The organism is Bradyrhizobium sp. i1.15.2 (assembly GCF_040548425.1).
GTDB lineage: Bacteria > Pseudomonadota > Alphaproteobacteria > Rhizobiales > Xanthobacteraceae > Bradyrhizobium > Bradyrhizobium canariense.
On record NZ_JBEPRQ010000010.1, the window covers coordinates 21527 to 36803 of the forward strand.

Genomic DNA, 15277 nt, shown 5'->3' on the forward strand with positions numbered 1-15277 from the left:
GCTGATCCGTGCTATACTACCGGCCATGAGCAATCGCATCCTCGTCCTCTACGGTTCCTACCGTTCCGATCGCATGGGCATACGCCTTGCGAATTTCGTCATCGATCGCCTGCGCGGTCGCGGCGACGACGTCGTGTTCATCGACGCCAAGGCGATCGGCCTGCCGATGCTCGATCGTATGTACAAGGAATATCCCAAGGGCTCCGCACCTGAGGCGCTGGAGAAGCTGGCCGGAGAGATCCGCGGCGCCGATGGCTTTGTCTTCGTCACCGGCGAGTACAATTGGGGCATCCAGCCGGGCCTGAAAAATCTCACCGACCACTTCCTCGAGGAGTGGTTCTGGCGTCCGGCCGCGATCGTGAGCTACTCGGCCGGCCGCCTGTCCGGCGCGCGTGCCTCGACCGCCTGGCACGGCACGCTGTCGGAGATGGGTATGGTGGTGGTGTCGAGCACCATCGGCGTCGGCCCGATCGCACAGACGCTGTCGGAGGCGGGCGAACCGATCGGCGAAGGCGGCAAGGCGTTGGAACGCTCGTTCCCGCGCTTCGCCGACGATCTCGCGTGGTGGATCGAGGCCGCCAAGGCGCAGCGGGCGCGCAAGGCGCCGCCTTATTGACGGTCCCGTAGCCCTGATGGAGCGCAGCGCAATCCGGTGCCGTCGGTGTTTGCGGCACGATTCCCGGATTACGCTGCGCTCCATCCGGGCTACGAATTTGGATGCTACGCCGACCTGACCTCGCCGAGGAAGCGGTCGAACTGTCCGGCGAGATCGCGCGACTGGGTCGAGAGCTGCTCGGCTGCGCCCAGCACCTCTCTTGCGGCCGTGCCGGTATCGCCGGCGGCGCGCTGCACGCCTGAAATGTTGGTGTTGACCTCCTGGGTGCCGCGCGCGGCCTCCTGGACGCTGCGGGCGATCTCCTTGGTCGCCGAGCCCTGTTCCTCGATCGCGGCCGCGATCGCGGTGCCGATCTGGTCGATTTCGCCGATGACGTCGGCGACGTTGCGGATCGCGGTCACGGTCTCGTCGCTCGCGGCCTGGATCGCCGCAATCTGCTCGGAGATTTCGGTGGTGGCCTTGGCGGTCTGGCCCGCGAGCGATTTCACCTCGGCAGCAACCACCGCAAAGCCGCGGCCGGCGTCGCCGGCGCGGGCAGCCTCGATGGTCGCGTTGAGCGCCAGCAAATTGGTCTGCTCGGCGATGCTCTGGATCAGCGTGACGACGTCGCCGATCTTCTGCGCGCCCTCGGCCAGCGCACGGGCGGTGTCGCCGGTGCGGCGGGCGTTGTCGACGGCGCGGGCGGCGATCTCGGTGGATTGGGCCACTTGACGGCCGATCTCCGAGATCGAAGAGGTCAGCTCTTCGGTGGCGCTCGCAACAGTCTGCACGTTGCTCGATGTTTGCTGTGAGGCGGCGGCGACGACCGCGGCCTGGCTGTTGGTCTGGGCTGCCGTCGAGGTCATCGACTGCGCCGTGCTTTCCATAGTGGAGGAGGCTTTTGACAGTCCGCCGACGAGCTCGGTGACCTTGGCTTCGAACGCGCGGGTGATCCCGTCGAGCGCCTGTGCGCGGCGCATCTTGCCGTCGTTCTCGGCCTGCTTTTCGGCCGCGAGGCTGTCAGCCCGGATCATGTTGTCCTTGAAGACCCGGACAGCCGCGGCCATCGCGCCGATTTCATCGGAACGTTCGGCGCCGGGAATCTCTTCCGCGACTTCGCCGTCGGCGAGCCGCGACATCCGCGTTGTCAGATTGACGATCGGGGCGCAGACGCGGCGGCGGACCGTGACGATGAGGCCGGCGCTGGCGATCAGCACGGCGAGAAGGCCCGCGAGAGCGATGGTGAAGCTGGTGTGGGCCGCAGTGGAGGCACCGGCGAGAATGTGCTCGGCGTTGTCGTAGAAGGCGTCGCGGACCTCGATGATGGTGCCGAGGCCGCGCTGCGTGGCGGTGTAATAGGTGTCCATGTCGTGTTCGTACTTGCCGCTGACCGCACCCTCCTTCACCAGCTTGAGCTCGCGGCCGAACTCTTCGATGTAGATCGCGTTGAATTTCTCCAGTGCGGCGGCGATGTTCGCCGGCGTTGCGGGATTGCCGCGCAGCTCCAGCAGCGACATCACGATCTGATCGTTGCGGCCCTGCGAGCGGCTGATCTCGGCCTTCTCGGTATCGGTCGCTGGTTTCTTGCCCCCGACGAGGTTCTTGTGCAGGCTGGAGTTGAAGCCGCCGACGTCGCGCAACGTCATCGCGATGTTGGCGTAGCTGGCCTGCCGGTAGGCGTCGCCATTGAGGATCGCCATGCGGCGGACCTGCTCGTTGAGCAGCGCAGTCACGCTGGCGTTGAGCACGGCGTTGTCGGCGACGATCTTCTTGGCGGCGTCCTTGCGCGCCTCAGGCGGGCCCGACATCGCCTTGTCGATGGCCTCGCGCAGCGACGTGAATTTCGAATTGATGGCGTCGATGTTGCCGCCGGTGGTGTTGCCGTCGTCGAACGGGCCCGGCAGGTCCTTGCGCAGCGCGTTCATCCTGTCGCGGGCGGCATCGGTCTGCTTGCGCAGCTTGTCCTGTTCGGCCAGCAGCGCCGGGTCGACGGCGGGAGGGCCATAGAGGATGTTGGTGGAAAAGCCGCGCTCGGGATTGAGGTAGCGCGGGATGTCGCTGACGGCGCGGACGGTCGCCAGCCGCCCCTGGGCTTCGGTGATTCGCTCCATCGTCTGGTATTTCGTTACGGCGACGTAGACGGCGAGGCCGCCGCCCACGGTCGAGAGCGAGACGATCGCGGTGGTCAGGAGCGTACCGATTTTCATGAGTCTGTCCGGCAACTGGCGCGGGAAATAATTTGCACGGACAATAGGCAGGCGATGTTAATCCCGGGTTTACGCTGGTGGCCGCGGTCACTTGGGCTGTCGGTCGAGGACCGCGAGGATATCGAGCGTTGCCTGATCGCGCTTGCCCGAAAAATACCGGGCGAGCGCCTGGTCGAAAACGGGTTCGTCGGACACCGCGTCGAACAGCGTCATCGACGAGCGGAATTTGGCATCATCGGGCGCGCCGAGGATCGCGTTGATGGTCCGGCCTTCGACGGCAAGCACGAGGCGGGTGCATTCGATCAGGCGCGGACCGAGGATGGGGTGGGCGAGATAGGCCTTGGCCTCCGCGCGGGAGGCGATGGCGTAGCGCTGCGACATGGCGCTGAAGCCGAGGCCGGCGACCTGCGGGAAGACGAACCACATCCAGTGGCTCTGCTTTCGGCCCCGGGTCAGCTCCCCCTGAACGTCGCCATAGACCGGGTCCTGGGCCCGGACAAAGCGTTCTAGATCGAACGGATCGGTCATAAGATACCTTGGAATACCCCGGAATGGCTTGCCGGAGCCTTGCCAGACGCCTGCCGGCCCCGATTATGCCTAACTTTTGGCTCCCAATGTGGTAGCTGGTATAGAGTCTCCGGGTGGGGGTGGGTCCCCCCGGGGGTCGATTTTGGGGAGCTGATGGTTTCCGACCGGGCACAAGCCGAGAGGCTATTGTCGCGCCGCCGTATTGGGCGAGCCGAGACGATATTGCTGTCTCTGGCCGCCGTCGCGCTGGCACTAGGCGCTGCCGCCTGGGTCGCGGATATCGGCGCTCCGGCCTCGCTGGTCACCGCCGCACTGCCGCCGGCCAATGCGCCTTCGTTCGATGATCGTTTCGCTTCGGCGTCCGGCAATCCGCCCGCCCGCGAGCTTGGGCTGCGGACGCTGGAGCGCTCCGCGGTGAGTGCAGTCCAGCTCAAATTGCGCGACGCCAAGGCGATGCTCGCCCAGAAGCTCCAGGGCGATGACTGGCGCTCCACTCTGACCGACGACGACCGGCATATGTCCGAGGAGACGAGACAATCGCAGCGTGCTGACGCCATCCCGATGCCGCGCTCGCGCCCGCCCCAGGCCGACATCTCCGCCCAGATCGCCTCGAGCCAGGCTTATGCCGAGACCAACCCCAGGGTCGACAACCGCAACTTCTTCGAAAAATTCACCGACAAGATCAAGCTGGCCTCGCTGACGCCCGACAGCGGCCTGTTCGGCAAGGCGCCGGATCTCGCCGCGCTCGGTTACGATTCGCGCACCGCGGTCTACGACATCTCGGCCAAGGCGCTTTACCTGCCGAGCGGCCTCGCGCTGGAAGCGCATTCAGGCATGGGCGCGCTGATGGACGACCCGGAGCACGTCGACCAGCGCATGGTTGGCGCGACCCCGCCCGCGACCTACGACCTGAAGCCCCGCGAAAAACTGTTTCACGGCGTCCGCGCACTGCGCTTGACCCCCACCGAGGGCACCAGCGCGCTCGGCCGCGTCGGCCTGCTCACCCACAATTACATGCTCGGGCCCCGTGGCGACTCCAACGGCTGCGTGTCGATCAAGGACTACGATCGTTTTATGAAGGCCTACGATAACGGTGAGTTCAACCGTCTGGTCGTGGTGCCGAAGTTGAGCCCATCGGCGACCGCCTCGCAGCGCGCGAGCACCGAGTCCTGATATCTGCTCCTGATATTTGCCTGCCACGGCGGGGCTGCCGTTTTCCCTTCGTTAAGCCGTCATCGTGCAGAAGCAGCCCATGAGTGATCCGCAAAGTGAGTGATCCGCAAAGTTCCGGGACCCCGCTGCGCACGACGTTCAAGATCAAGCTGAACGGCGACACGCTGGCGATTGCGACCGTCGGCCAGGCCTATCAATTCCTCACCAATTTCAAATCGGTCGAGTGGATGGAATTCCGCTCCTTGCATGAAGATGCGGTCGCAGCGCTCGAAGGCGCCGCCGAGAACGCCATGCTCGTGGTGCAGGCGACCAACGCCGTGCGCGCGCTGTTCGTGAGCGCCAAGCTGCTCTGAGAGTGACGCGGTAGATATTTGGGGGATCCCGGGATTGCGCTGCGCTCCATCCGGGCTACCGCTCACAACTTGAACTCCGCTATAGGAACGGCAATAGCTCGCGAAGATCGCGCTCAAGCCGAGACGTTGAAACATAGTTCAGGGAGAGACCATCATGAAACGCCGTACGTTCCTCAAGGGCGGCGCCATGGCCGGCGCGACGACGCTGGTTGCCGCACCTGCGATCGCGCAAGGCGCGCCCGAGATCAAATGGCGCCTGACCTCCAGCTTCCCGAAGTCGCTGGACACCATCTACGGCACTGCGCAGACCTTTGCGAAATATGTTGCCGAGGCCACCGACAACAAATTCCAGATCCAGACCTTTGCGGCCGGCGAGCTCGTCCCGGGCCTGCAGGCGCTCGATGCCGTCAGCACAGCCTCTGTCGACATGGCGCAGACCCCGCTCTATTTCTACATCGGCAAGGAGCCGGCGCTGGCCTATGCGACCGGCGCGCCGTTCGGCATGAACCATCGCCATCAGGAATCCTGGTGGCACTTCGGCGGCGGCGCCGACCTCACCAACGAGGCGCTGAAGCCATTCAAGGCGCACGCCATCCTATGCGGCAATTCCGGCACCCAGATGGGCGGCTGGTTCCGCAAGGAGATCAAGACGGTCGACGATCTCAAGGGTCTCAAATTCCGCATCGCCGGCATGGGCGGTCATGTACTGGCGCGGCTCGGCGTGGTCCCGCAACAGATCGCGGGCGGCGACATTTATCCGGCGCTGGAAAAGGGCACGATCGACGCGGTCGAATTCGTCGGACCCTATGACGACGAAAAGCTCGGCTTCCAGAAGGTCGCAAAATACTACTACTTCCCCGGCTGGTGGGAAGGCGGCGCCATGCTGCACATGATCGTCAACGACGAGAAGTGGGCGTCGCTGCCGAAGCAGTACCAGGCGATCGTCAACCAGGCCGCGTCGGCCGCGGGTGCCTGGATGCTCGAGAAATACGACAGCGTGAATCCGGCAGCGCTGAAGCGGCTGATCGCCAATGGCGCGGAGCTGAAGGCGTTTCCGCAGCCGGTGCTGGAGGCCTGCTACGCCGCGACCCAGGAGCATCTGAACGAGCTCGCCACCAAGAGCGACCTGTTCAAGCGCACCAAGGAAAGCCACGACGCCTATATGAAGGAGCTGCTGTTCTACACGCAGATCGCGGAGAATTTTTACGATAATTATCTGCTCGGCAAGATGCGCAACAAGACCTGATCGCGCAAACTCCCGTAGGGTTGGCAAAGGCGCACTTGCGCCGTGCCCACCACTGCTTGCATGACTCGCCATGGTGGGCACGCTTCGCTTTGCCCACCCTACAGCATCTATCGTGCGGTGAATTAAGCCGCGCCCAGACCCAGCTTCTCGTAAATGCGCCTTGCATAGGCGCCGAACGCGTCCGTCGTCTTGAGCGGCAGAGCCCGCGGGAAGGGCAGGTCGATCGGAAAATAATCGGCCATCTTTGCCGGGCCGGCGGTCAGCACGGCGCAGTGCGAGGACAGGAACACGGCTTCCTGAATCGAGTGCGTGATGAAGATGATGGTCTTGCCGCTCTCGCGCCAGATCCGCAGCATCTCCAGATTCATCTGCTCGCGCGTCAGCGCGTCCAGCGCGCCGAACGGCTCGTCCATCAGGATCAGTTTCGGGTCGTGAATGAAGGCGCGCGCGATCGCGGTACGCTGCTGCATGCCGCCGGACAGCGCTCGCGGATATTTCTGCTCGTAGCCGGCAAGACCCACCAGATTGAGCAGATCGCGCGCCCGCTCGCGCGCGGCCCTCATGGGAAGGCCGACGATCTCCGCCGGCAGCAACACATTGTCCAGGATCGTCCGCCATTTCAGCAGCAGCGCCTGCTGGAATACCATGCCGATGTCGCGGGTCGGATCGAACGGGCTTTTGGCATTGCCGATCTTCACCGTGCCGCCGTCGGCGCCGTGCAGGCCGGCCAAGATCTTCATCACTGTGGTCTTGCCGCAGCCGGACGGGCCGACCAGCGAGACAAGCTCACCCTCCTGCACGTCCATGGTGACGTCGGACACCGCCAGGAATTCGGCGCCGCCGCTACGATAGACCTTGCGGACGCCTTGCAGGCTGATGAAGGGGTTTGAGCTCATGCCAGCCATTTGTTCAAGTTTGCGGCCACGAAGGCGTCGTCGCTGAGATCTGAATGCTCGCGAGTGACGCGGTCGATCTCGTCCTTCTGGCCGGGACTCATGCCCTCGTTCGGATCGAGGCACCACAAGCCCTGCATCAGGCCCTGCCGTCGCAGCACCTCATGGCAGCCGGCGATGCAACCGTGAAAATCGTTGGCGACGTCGAAGAAGGCGCTGTTGCAATCGGTGACGCGGGCATCGAGCGCGAGCAAATCGGCCGGGACGCTGTCCTTGTGCCGTGCCGCCTTGCAGCGCTCGAATTGCTTGATCGCGCTCGCCGTCCAGACCGACCAATGGCCGAGCAGACCCCCCTTGAAGTAGGTCCGCGTGGTGATGCCGTTGTCGCGGAGGTCGAACGGCAGCATCAAATCGAGCAGGATGTGGTCGTCATTGCCGGTATAGAGCGCAACGCGGTCGAGCGCGCCAGCCGCCGCGACGCCGCGCAGAACATCAAGGGTCCTGTAGCGGTTGAACGGCGCGATCTTGATCGCGATGACATTGTCGATCGCGGCAAAGCGCTGCCAGAACCGGCTCGACAGGACCACGCCGCCGACTGCCGGCTGAAGATAGAAGCCGACCAGCGGAATCTCGGCCGCGACCGCTGTGCAATGCGCGATGATCTCGTCTTCGGACGCGCTCTTCATCGCAGCGAGACTGAGGAGCCCTGCGTGGTAGCCGATGTCGCGCGCGGTGCGGGCTTCAGCGGTGGCCTGCTGGGTCGGGCCGGCAAGGCCCGCGACCAGCGCCAGCGGACGCTTGGTCCAGTCCGCCGCCGTCTCGGCAGCGAGCTCCAGCACGGGACGATAGAGGCCGACATCGCGGATCGCAAACTGCGTGGTGTGCACGCCGACGGCAAGGCCGCCGGAGCCGGCGTCGATGTAATAGCGCGTCAGCGCGCGCTGATGCGTTTTGTCGAGCTGGCGTTCGGCGGTGAGCGCGAGGGGATGCGCTGGCAGCACGGTGCCGTCGGCGATCAGCTTGCGGATATCGCTGTTGATCTGACTGTGGTGCATGATGTCCTATCCGAATTCAGGGCCGGCGACGGCGAATGGCATGTCCTCACCCGCGGCTGTGGCGGGGCCGAACCGCATGCGCTGGAACGGCCGTTCGATGCTCCAGCCCGACGCGGTCAATCCGTCAGGGAACGCGGCTTGCGACGCGACGGCGTCGAGCAGCAGCGGCCCGGTTTCCGATCGTGCGATGGCATCCACCAGGGTCAGCGCTGCTGCCGTGTTGTCGGCAAATAGCGGGCCGATATGGCGCGCGGTGCGTCCGTCGCGAACCAGCGCGATGGCTCCGTTCGCGGAGACGATGCGTGAGCCGGGACGCCGAGCGAAGTTGGAGAGCAGGGCGGTTCGATCGAAACCAGTGGCGCGCCGGTCACGCATGCGGAGCGCGTCGAGCGTCGCGGATGAAGGTGCCTGCCCGGACGTTGACGCGGGTTTCACCAGTTTGAGGCGGCGCAATTGCAGGGTCGGCGTGAACCCGAGCGGCCCATAGACGGCAGCACCATCCGGCGTTGCGTCGAGCCAGCTCGTCAGGCCGTTCCTGCGGGCGGTTTCCAGGCAGGCATCGACGAGGCGCGTTGCAAGGCCGCGGCGGCGATGGGTGCCTGATACCAGCACCATGCTGATCCAGGCATTTTTGCTGGAGTAGGGCAGCAGGGCCGCGGTTGCCACCAGCCGTCTGCCGTCACGGATGCCGAACACGATTCCATCGTGCAGGAAGATGCGCCAGTCCTCCTCGGTCTGGTTCCAGCGTGCTTCCGTCGACAGCACGAGCCCGGCGATCGCATCGTCGACGCCGAGCTTGACGATGGCCGGCTCGTCAGTAGCGTCCATCGCGCACCTCGTATTTGGTGGGCTTGCCGAGGCTCGGCATGGCGCGGGACACCCAATCCGCGGTCCAGGCGATCAGCTGCTCGGTGTCGACGACCGGCAGGCCGAACAGCTCGACGGCCTTGGACGTGTCCGTCAGCCACGCCGTCGGCTGTTCGTTTCCTGTCAGCACCGGCGCGCGGCCGAACCTGGCGCCGAATCGTGCTGCGAGGTCGCGTACCGCCAAGATCTCGTGGCCGCTGACATTGATCGGCGAGGTCGGCGTCGTGCAATGCGCGAGACAGCGCAGCGCCTGGGACGAGGCATCGCCCTGCCAGATGAAATTGACATGACCGATGCTGACGTCGATCGGCGTGCCCGTGAGCACCTTCGATGCGATGTCGTGGAGCACGCCATAGCGCATGTCGATCGCGTAATTGAGGCGGAACAGCCGCCCGGGCGTTCCGAATTTGCGCGAAAAAAACTCGAACATGCGCTCGCGGCCGACGCAGGATTGGGCGTATTCGCCGGGCGGGTTCGGCGCCATGTCCTCGCGCGAGCCTTTGCCGTCGACGGGGACGAAGGGATAGATGCAGCCGGTCGAGAACGCCACGATCCGCGACGAGGGGAAGGCCTGCGCGACCAGCGCCGGCACGTGCGCATTCATCGCCCAGGTCAGCGACAGATCGCCCTCCGCGCCGAATTTGCGGCCGGCCATGAAGACGATATTGGGCGCCTTCGGCAGCGTCTGAATCGCGGTCTCGTCCATCAGGTCGCAATTGATGGTCTCGACGCCACGCCCGTGCAGCCAGTCCTTGACGCCGGCGTCGCTGAAGCGGGCGACGCCAATGACGCGGCGATCGGGCGCTGCGGCTTTGGCAAGCCCCGCCAGCGTCGGCCCCATCTTGCCGGCGACGCCAAGGATCATGATGTCGCCCTCGACCCTGGCGAGGTCGTCGATCAATGCCTGGGTCGGCCGGCACAGGAGATCGTCGAGCGCAGCGATATCAGGGATGGTCTTCGGCAGTGTCTGGCGGGTCAGGAGCATGGTTGTGGTCCCTGGTCTTGGCTTTGACGTTTCAGGTCGGTGTTGCGTCACCGACCACGAATATGCGTTCGAGGGCGAGCACGAAGCCGTAAAGCGCGACGCCGAGCAGCGTCAGCAGCACGACGGCCATCACCATCGCGGGCGTGTCGAGCGATGACTGCACCTGGATTATGAGGTAGCCGAGCCCGCGCTCGGAGGCGATGAACTCGCCGACGATGGCGCCGGCGACCGCGAGGATGGCGCCGACTTTCATGCCGGAGAAGATGTAAGGCAGCGATCCCGGCAGCTGGATCTTGCGGAACAGCGTCCAGCGCGAGCCGCGCAGCGATTTGACCAGGTCGAGCAGATCCGGCTCGACCTCGCGCAAGCCCCGCGCGGTGGTGAGCAGGATCGGGAAGAAGCAGATGCTGAAGGCGATCAGGATGTTCGGCACGATGCCGTAGGAGAACCAGACGATGAGGAGCGGGCCGAGCGCGACCTTCGGGATCATGTTCAGCGTCACGAACAGCGGCAGCAGCACGAGGCTGATCAGCGGCGCCCAGCTGAAGATGACGGCCAGCGCCACGCCGACGAATGCGCCGAGCGCAAAGCCGCCGAGGATCTCGATCGCCGTCACCAGCGTATTGGCGCCCCAGGCGTAGCTCGCGGTTCCCAGCGTCTGGATTGTCGCGAGCGGCGAGGGCAGGATGAACTTCGGCACGTGGAAGGCATCGACCAGGACCTGCCAGAGCACGAGCACGGCGAGGTGCACGATCAGGACGATCGCAAAGCTGCGCGTATTGCGGGCGCCGTCTCCTGCCACCAGTTGCTCCCTGTTGCCAGCGGCCACCTTGCCGCTGGTCGCAAGCCTAACCGGCATCGAGGGAAGTTTCAACCAGTTGGTTGATTACGGCCGGAGCGAATGCAGCACGAGATCGGCGACGTGCCGACGGCGGGCGCGGCGCGCGGCCCGGCTCGACAGGTCCTTGCCGAAGATCGCCGAGAGCGTCGGTGTGTTGGAGAGATAAAAATAGCTGAGGCCCGCGATGGAGATATAGAGCTGGATCGGGTCGATTCCCTTGCGGAACATGCCGGCGCGGACGCCCTCGTGAAGGATGTGGGACACGCTCTTCACCAGCGGTGAATGCATCGCCTCCAGCCGCGTCGAGCCGCGGACGTGGCGGGCACCGCCGCGGTTCTCGTCGTTCAGAAGCACGATGAAATCGGGGTTCGTCGCCAGGTAATCGAACGAGGCTTCGATCAGTTTCCGGATCGCCTTTTCCGGCGGCAGGCCTTCGAGATTGAGCTGGCGTTCCTGCTCGCGGATATCGGCGTAAACCCATTCGAGCACGGCGAGATAGAGCGCGTCCTTGTCGCCGAAATAATGGTAGACGAGCTGCTTGTTGACGCCGGCGCGCTCCGCGATCTCGTCGACGCGGGCGCCGGCAAAGCCGTGCCGGGCGAACTCCTCGCGCGCCGCGGTGAGCAGCTTCTTGCGTGTGGCGACCGGGTCGCGCCGCTGCGGCACGGTGTCGCCTGAACGTTTTGCGGGCATTTCCAACCAAACAGTTGACAAGTTGAGGGCGGCCTTGTTGCATTGGTATCCTCACAGGGGGAGAGCGACAAGCCGGGTCGCGGGCAACGAGGAGAGATGCGATGAAGCGTTTGCAGGCGGCGGGCTCGGCCCTGGCTGTGGCCCTGATGCTCGGATCACCAGTCGTGCCCGCGACCGCGGGCGAAGCGGTCAATCTGATCCTGAACTGGGCGCCGACGGCCGATCACTCGCCCTATTATTACGCCAAGGCGCAAGGCTGGTACGAGAAGGCGGGCATCGATCTGACCATCGAGGTCGGCAAGGGCTCCGGCGTCTCCGCCGCAAAGGTCGGCTCCGGTGGCTCGCCCTTCGGCGTCGCCGATCTCGCCACCATGCTGGTGGCGAAGAGCAAGGGCGCTGACGCTGTTGCCGTAATGAGCGTCTACGCCAACACCGGGCAGACCTTCTACTGGCTGAAGAGCTACGGCGTGAACGGGGTGAAGGATTTTGCCGGCCACAAGATCGGCAATCCGCCCGGGGACGCCTCGCGCGTGATGTGGCCGGCTTTCGCCAAGGCTGCAGGGCTTGCACCCGACTCTGTCGGCTTCGTCAATGTCGGGCCGACCGCGAAGATCGCCGCGCTGAAGAGCCATACCGTCGACATCATCAGCGACTTCTACAACGAGCACGATTTGAAGGTGATCGAGTTCGGAAGCGATCTCGGCTACGTCAACTGGAAGGACATCGGGCTCAACCCTTACGGCAATTCGCTGATCGTGAACGGCGGCTATCTGCAGAAGAATCCCAAGCTGGTCGAGGAGTTCGTGCGCGTCACGCAAAAGGCCTTTGCGACCTGCGTCGCCGACGCCGCACCCTGCCTGAAGGCGTTGCTCGACCAGGTCTCCGGTCTCGACAAGGAGAACCAGGAGCGCCAGTGGGAGCGCATCAAGTTTTTGATGACGGATGAGTTCACCACGACGAAGGCGCTCGGCTGGATCGACGGCGAGCGGATGAAGAAGGACTACGAACTGGTCCAGACCTATCTCGGCATGGAAAAGCCGTTCGACGTCACGACGGCGTTCACGACCAAGATGCTCGATCCCGCCGTCAAGATGGATGCGAGCAAGGTGAAGAAGTAGGGGGCGAAGAGCCGTCGCGCCGCCCCACACACCGGTGTCATGCCCCGCGAAAGCGGGGCATCCAGTACGCCGCGCCCTGTCGATTGACCCACAACCGTCTCGGAGTACTGGATCGCCAGCTTTCGCGGCCGATGACAGTTGGGACGGGCACGTAACCCCACGGAGAAATTAACCGGCCATTAACCATATCGGCGGCATCGTTAACCATTCAATAACAGGGAACGAGTCGGCCGCTATGGAGGCTGCAGTAAAACCTCAACGCCAAATGGTTCGCCTGCGCGGGCGCTCCTATGTGGCCTTCGTGTTCGTGCCGACGGTTCCCATCCAGGACTGGCTGCAGGAGATCGACACCACCATCGCGCGCTCGCCGGGCTTCTTTGCCGGCCGCCCCGTGGTGATCGACCTGTCCTCGGTCGATCTCAGCCAGTCCGGCATCGGGCATCTGCTCACCAGCCTTCAGGACCGCAACATTCGCGTGCTCGGGATCGAGGGCGTGGAGGAGGGCCGGTTGACCCCCATGATGCCGCCGCTGCTTTCGGGCGGGCGGAGCTGCGTCATCGAACCGAGCGCTCCCAAGAAGGTTGAGGCGAAGGTCGAGACCAAGCCGACCTCCTTGCTGCTCGAAAGCCCCGTTCGGTCGGGCCAGACTGTGATCTTCCCCGAAGGCGACGTCACCATTCTCGGCTCGGTCGGCTCCGGCGCCGAAGTCGTCGCCGGCGGCTCCATCCACATCTACGGCGCGCTACGCGGCCGCGCCATGGCGGGCGTGAACGGTCACACGAGCGCACGCATCTATTGTCAGAAGATCGAAGCCGAACTGCTTGCAATCGATGGCTTTTACCAGACCGCCGACGATATCGACGCGGCCCTGCGCGGCAAGCCGGCTCAGGCCTGGCTCCAGGGCAACACCATGCGAATTACTGCGCTGAACTGACCAGAAGGAGATTTCAGAGATGGCCAAGGTACTGGTCGTGACGTCAGGCAAGGGGGGCGTCGGCAAGACCACGACGACCGCCGCACTGGGGGCTGCGCTCGCGCAACGCGGCGAAAAGGTCGTGGTCGTCGATTTCGACGTCGGCTTGCGCAACCTTGACCTCGTGATGGGAGCCGAACGCCGCGTCGTGTTCGACCTCATCAACGTGGTGCAGGGCGTCGCAAAGCTGCCGCAGGCCCTGATCAAGGACAAGCGGTTGGAGAACCTCTGGCTGCTGCCGGCCTCGCAAACCCGCGACAAGGACGCGCTGACCGAAGAGGGCGTGGGCAAGGTCATCGACGATCTGCGCAGCCGTTTCGACTGGGTGATCTGCGACAGCCCGGCCGGCATCGAACGCGGCGCCTCCATGGCGATGCGCTTTGCCGACGAAGCCGTGATCGTCACCAATCCCGAAGTCTCCTCGGTGCGCGATTCCGATCGCATCATCGGCATGCTCGATTCGAAGACGGTGCGGGCCGAGAAGGGCGAGCGGGTCGAGAAGCACATTCTCATTACCCGCTATGATCCCTCGCGCGCGGCGCGCGGCGAGATGCTGACCATCGAGGACATTCTCGAAATTCTTGCAACACCCTTGCTCGGCATCATCCCGGAGAGCCAGGACGTGCTGCGCGCCTCCAACGTCGGCACGCCCGTGACGCTGTCGAACGCGGAAGGCGCACCGGCGCGGGCCTATATCGACGCCGCCCGCCGGCTGTGCGGCGACACCGTGCCGATGCAGGTGCCGACCGAGCGCAAGGGCTTCATGGACCGCCTGCTGCGACGGAGGGCCGCATGAGCATGGGTCTGCTTCGGCTTCTCCGCGGCAACAAGGCCTCTGCACCCGTCGCACGCGAACGGTTGCAGATCCTGCTTGCCCATGAACGCGGACTGCGCGGCCAGCCCGACCTGCTCGGTGTGCTGCGTGAGGAAATCCTCGCGGTCGTTTCCAGGCACGTCACGCTGGACCCGACCAAGGTCATCGTCCGGCTCGATCGCGGCGACGAGGTCTCGACCCTCGAGGTCGATATCGAGGTGCCCAACGATTTCGAACGCAAGCGCGCGGCGGCCGGCTAGGGACCTCGGCCGCGACGCTTCAAATTTGGGGTGGGTGAAAAGGCGGTCCGCTGGGCATAGCGGGCCGCCTTTTTGCGCGCCGACGGGAACGCTGCGGAACGAGGTCAGGGCTCAATCGTTGTGAAAACCCGCGGCGGCGCGATGCACCGCGGTTTCGTCAAAACGGGAGAACGCCCATGATGACCGAGGTCCAGGTCCACACCGTCGCGCGCCAGATGCTGGAACAGCATGGTTTTGCTGCGATCGCGAAGGCCGCCGAACAGGCCAGGGCTTGTGAGGACCGCGGCGAGGGCGATGAGGCCAAAGAGTGGCGTCACATCGCCGACGCGATGAAGATCATCCGCGGTCCGCACCAGAGCTGACACCCTCGCGCGTCAAGGTTCCCCGCCTTCAACGCTCCCCGCGGTCGGCGCCCTGCGGCGACGTGCGATGCTGCGTCTGCGGCTGTGAGCGCTCGCCGGTCTCCTTGCAGGGGAGCGGCTCCCACGAGCCGTCCGGCGCCTGCTGATAGGCGCTACACGATGAGGACGAGGTCGATTTGTCCTCGCCCTTCTGGGCGTCGGAATTCTTCGCCAGCACGGGCGCGGTCGTCACCGTTGCGAGGGCAAACGCGACGGTAAGGAGGACATGGTTGATCCGCATGGGGCTCCCCTGTTCGAATTCGAAGAGAGCCGCA

18 protein-coding genes are annotated in these 15277 nt (G+C 64.8%); 9 read left to right on the plus strand and 9 right to left on the minus strand.

All coding sequences use genetic code 11. The annotated features are described in order from the left end of the window. The first annotated feature begins 25 nt into the window (after window positions 1–25). On the plus strand, window positions 26–616 hold the full coding sequence (locus ABIB80_RS19350) for an NADPH-dependent FMN reductase (protein ID WP_007591764.1): 591 nt from the start codon (window positions 26–28) through the stop codon (window positions 614–616). A gap of 104 nt (window positions 617–720) precedes the next feature. Here ABIB80_RS19350 and ABIB80_RS19355 read toward each other — a convergent pair whose 3' ends face one another. Together ABIB80_RS19355 and ABIB80_RS19360 are read right to left on the minus strand one after the other, a co-directional pair. Beyond that, entirely contained in the window at window positions 721–2802 is a 2082-nt protein-coding gene (locus ABIB80_RS19355; RefSeq protein ID WP_354128144.1) for a methyl-accepting chemotaxis protein, read from the minus strand. An 87-nt stretch (window positions 2803–2889) separates the two neighbouring features. Beyond that, a complete protein-coding gene (locus ABIB80_RS19360; RefSeq protein WP_007591762.1) occupies window positions 2890–3330 on the minus strand; it encodes a DUF1810 domain-containing protein in 441 nt (146 codons plus the stop codon). Between the two features lie 222 nt (window positions 3331–3552). Here ABIB80_RS19360 and ABIB80_RS19365 point away from each other — a divergent pair, with 222 nt between their 5' ends. The 3 genes from ABIB80_RS19365 to ABIB80_RS19375 all read left to right on the plus strand — a co-directional run bounded on the left by ABIB80_RS19365 (window position 3553) and on the right by ABIB80_RS19375 (window position 6102). After that, window positions 3553–4503 (plus strand): DUF2778 domain-containing protein, encoded by a 951-nt coding sequence (locus tag ABIB80_RS19365; protein WP_007591761.1) that lies wholly within the window; start codon window positions 3553–3555, stop codon window positions 4501–4503. Window positions 4504–4598: 95 nt separating this feature from the next. Then, complete coding sequence (locus ABIB80_RS19370; RefSeq protein WP_354128145.1) at window positions 4599–4856, plus strand: hypothetical protein; 258 nt, start codon at window positions 4599–4601, stop codon at window positions 4854–4856. A 154-nt stretch (window positions 4857–5010) separates the two neighbouring features. Then, window positions 5011–6102 carry a TRAP transporter substrate-binding protein gene (locus tag ABIB80_RS19375; protein ID WP_219683902.1) on the plus strand — a complete coding sequence of 364 codons (1092 nt, stop codon included), beginning with the start codon at window positions 5011–5013 and terminating at the stop codon, window positions 6100–6102. A gap of 122 nt (window positions 6103–6224) precedes the next feature. Here ABIB80_RS19375 and ABIB80_RS19380 read toward each other — a convergent pair whose 3' ends face one another. From ABIB80_RS19380 to ABIB80_RS19405, 6 genes are all read right to left on the minus strand, one after another. Next, window positions 6225–7007, minus strand: coding sequence for an ABC transporter ATP-binding protein (locus ABIB80_RS19380; RefSeq protein ID WP_035992801.1), 783 nt, complete (start codon window positions 7005–7007; stop codon window positions 6225–6227). Beyond that, window positions 6995–8050, minus strand: a complete 1056-nt coding sequence (locus tag ABIB80_RS19385; RefSeq protein ID WP_007591750.1) for a dihydrodipicolinate synthase family protein — start codon at window positions 8048–8050, stop codon at window positions 6995–6997. Before ABIB80_RS19385 ends, ABIB80_RS19380 begins: the two co-directional genes overlap by 13 nt. A gap of 6 nt (window positions 8051–8056) precedes the next feature. Continuing rightward, window positions 8057–8878 carry a GNAT family N-acetyltransferase gene (locus tag ABIB80_RS19390; protein WP_354128146.1) on the minus strand — a complete coding sequence of 274 codons (822 nt, stop codon included), beginning with the start codon at window positions 8876–8878 and terminating at the stop codon, window positions 8057–8059. Continuing rightward, window positions 8865–9902: an NAD-dependent epimerase/dehydratase family protein gene (locus ABIB80_RS19395; RefSeq protein ID WP_007591746.1), complete on the minus strand. Its 1038-nt coding sequence runs from the start codon at window positions 9900–9902 to the stop codon at window positions 8865–8867. Before ABIB80_RS19395 ends, ABIB80_RS19390 begins: the two co-directional genes overlap by 14 nt. A 31-nt stretch (window positions 9903–9933) precedes the next feature. After that, window positions 9934–10704, minus strand: a complete 771-nt coding sequence (locus ABIB80_RS19400) for an ABC transporter permease (RefSeq protein ID WP_502918732.1) — start codon at window positions 10702–10704, stop codon at window positions 9934–9936. Window positions 10705–10788: 84 nt separating this feature from the next. Then, window positions 10789–11436: a TetR/AcrR family transcriptional regulator gene (locus ABIB80_RS19405; RefSeq protein WP_007591743.1), complete on the minus strand. Its 648-nt coding sequence runs from the start codon at window positions 11434–11436 to the stop codon at window positions 10789–10791. A gap of 101 nt (window positions 11437–11537) precedes the next feature. Between ABIB80_RS19405 and ABIB80_RS19410 the strand changes: the two genes are divergently transcribed. The 5 genes from ABIB80_RS19410 to ABIB80_RS19430 all read left to right on the plus strand — a co-directional run bounded on the left by ABIB80_RS19410 (window position 11538) and on the right by ABIB80_RS19430 (window position 14963). Continuing rightward, window positions 11538–12554: an ABC transporter substrate-binding protein gene (locus ABIB80_RS19410; RefSeq protein ID WP_007591742.1), complete on the plus strand. Its 1017-nt coding sequence runs from the start codon at window positions 11538–11540 to the stop codon at window positions 12552–12554. Between the two features lie 235 nt (window positions 12555–12789). Further along, window positions 12790–13488, plus strand: a complete 699-nt coding sequence (gene minC, locus ABIB80_RS19415; protein ID WP_007591741.1) for a septum site-determining protein MinC — start codon at window positions 12790–12792, stop codon at window positions 13486–13488. Between the two features lie 19 nt (window positions 13489–13507). Next, the gene (minD, locus tag ABIB80_RS19420; protein WP_007591740.1) at window positions 13508–14323 is read left to right on the plus strand and encodes a septum site-determining protein MinD; all 816 of its coding nucleotides are present in this window, start codon (window positions 13508–13510) and stop codon (window positions 14321–14323) included. Next, window positions 14320–14601 (plus strand): cell division topological specificity factor MinE, encoded by a 282-nt coding sequence (minE, locus tag ABIB80_RS19425; protein WP_007591739.1) that lies wholly within the window; start codon window positions 14320–14322, stop codon window positions 14599–14601. Before minD ends, minE begins: the two co-directional genes overlap by 4 nt. Window positions 14602–14777: 176 nt before the next feature. Then, on the plus strand, window positions 14778–14963 hold the full coding sequence (locus tag ABIB80_RS19430) for a hypothetical protein (protein WP_007591738.1): 186 nt from the start codon (window positions 14778–14780) through the stop codon (window positions 14961–14963). 28 nt (window positions 14964–14991) lie between these two features. Here the strand turns inward: ABIB80_RS19430 and ABIB80_RS19435 are convergent, their stop codons facing one another. After that, a complete protein-coding gene (locus tag ABIB80_RS19435; protein WP_007591737.1) occupies window positions 14992–15243 on the minus strand; it encodes a hypothetical protein in 252 nt (83 codons plus the stop codon). Window positions 15244–15277: the final 34 nt, after the last annotated feature.

Bases quoted from the DNA above. Each gene is read 5' to 3' on its own strand.
- ABIB80_RS19350 (WP_007591764.1), top strand. From the start codon at position 26: ATGAGCAATCGCATCCTCGTCCTCTACGGTTCCTACCGTTCCGATCGC.
- ABIB80_RS19355 (WP_354128144.1), bottom strand. From the start codon at position 2,802: ATGAAAATCGGTACGCTCCTGACCACCGCGATCGTCTCGCTCTCGACC.
- ABIB80_RS19360 (WP_007591762.1), bottom strand. From the start codon at position 3,330: ATGACCGATCCGTTCGATCTAGAACGCTTTGTCCGGGCCCAGGACCCG.
- ABIB80_RS19375 (WP_219683902.1), top strand. From the start codon at position 5,011: ATGAAACGCCGTACGTTCCTCAAGGGCGGCGCCATGGCCGGCGCGACG.
- ABIB80_RS19380 (WP_035992801.1), bottom strand. From the start codon at position 7,007: ATGGCTGGCATGAGCTCAAACCCCTTCATCAGCCTGCAAGGCGTCCGC.
- ABIB80_RS19385 (WP_007591750.1), bottom strand. From the start codon at position 8,050: ATGCACCACAGTCAGATCAACAGCGATATCCGCAAGCTGATCGCCGAC.
- ABIB80_RS19390 (WP_354128146.1), bottom strand. From the start codon at position 8,878: ATGGACGCTACTGACGAGCCGGCCATCGTCAAGCTCGGCGTCGACGAT.
- ABIB80_RS19395 (WP_007591746.1), bottom strand. From the start codon at position 9,902: ATGCTCCTGACCCGCCAGACACTGCCGAAGACCATCCCTGATATCGCT.
- ABIB80_RS19405 (WP_007591743.1), bottom strand. From the start codon at position 11,436: ATGCCCGCAAAACGTTCAGGCGACACCGTGCCGCAGCGGCGCGACCCG.
- ABIB80_RS19410 (WP_007591742.1), top strand. From the start codon at position 11,538: ATGAAGCGTTTGCAGGCGGCGGGCTCGGCCCTGGCTGTGGCCCTGATG.
- minC (WP_007591741.1), top strand. From the start codon at position 12,790: ATGGAGGCTGCAGTAAAACCTCAACGCCAAATGGTTCGCCTGCGCGGG.
- minD (WP_007591740.1), top strand. From the start codon at position 13,508: ATGGCCAAGGTACTGGTCGTGACGTCAGGCAAGGGGGGCGTCGGCAAG.
- minE (WP_007591739.1), top strand. From the start codon at position 14,320: ATGAGCATGGGTCTGCTTCGGCTTCTCCGCGGCAACAAGGCCTCTGCA.
- ABIB80_RS19430 (WP_007591738.1), top strand. From the start codon at position 14,778: ATGATGACCGAGGTCCAGGTCCACACCGTCGCGCGCCAGATGCTGGAA.
- ABIB80_RS19435 (WP_007591737.1), bottom strand. From the start codon at position 15,243: ATGCGGATCAACCATGTCCTCCTTACCGTCGCGTTTGCCCTCGCAACG.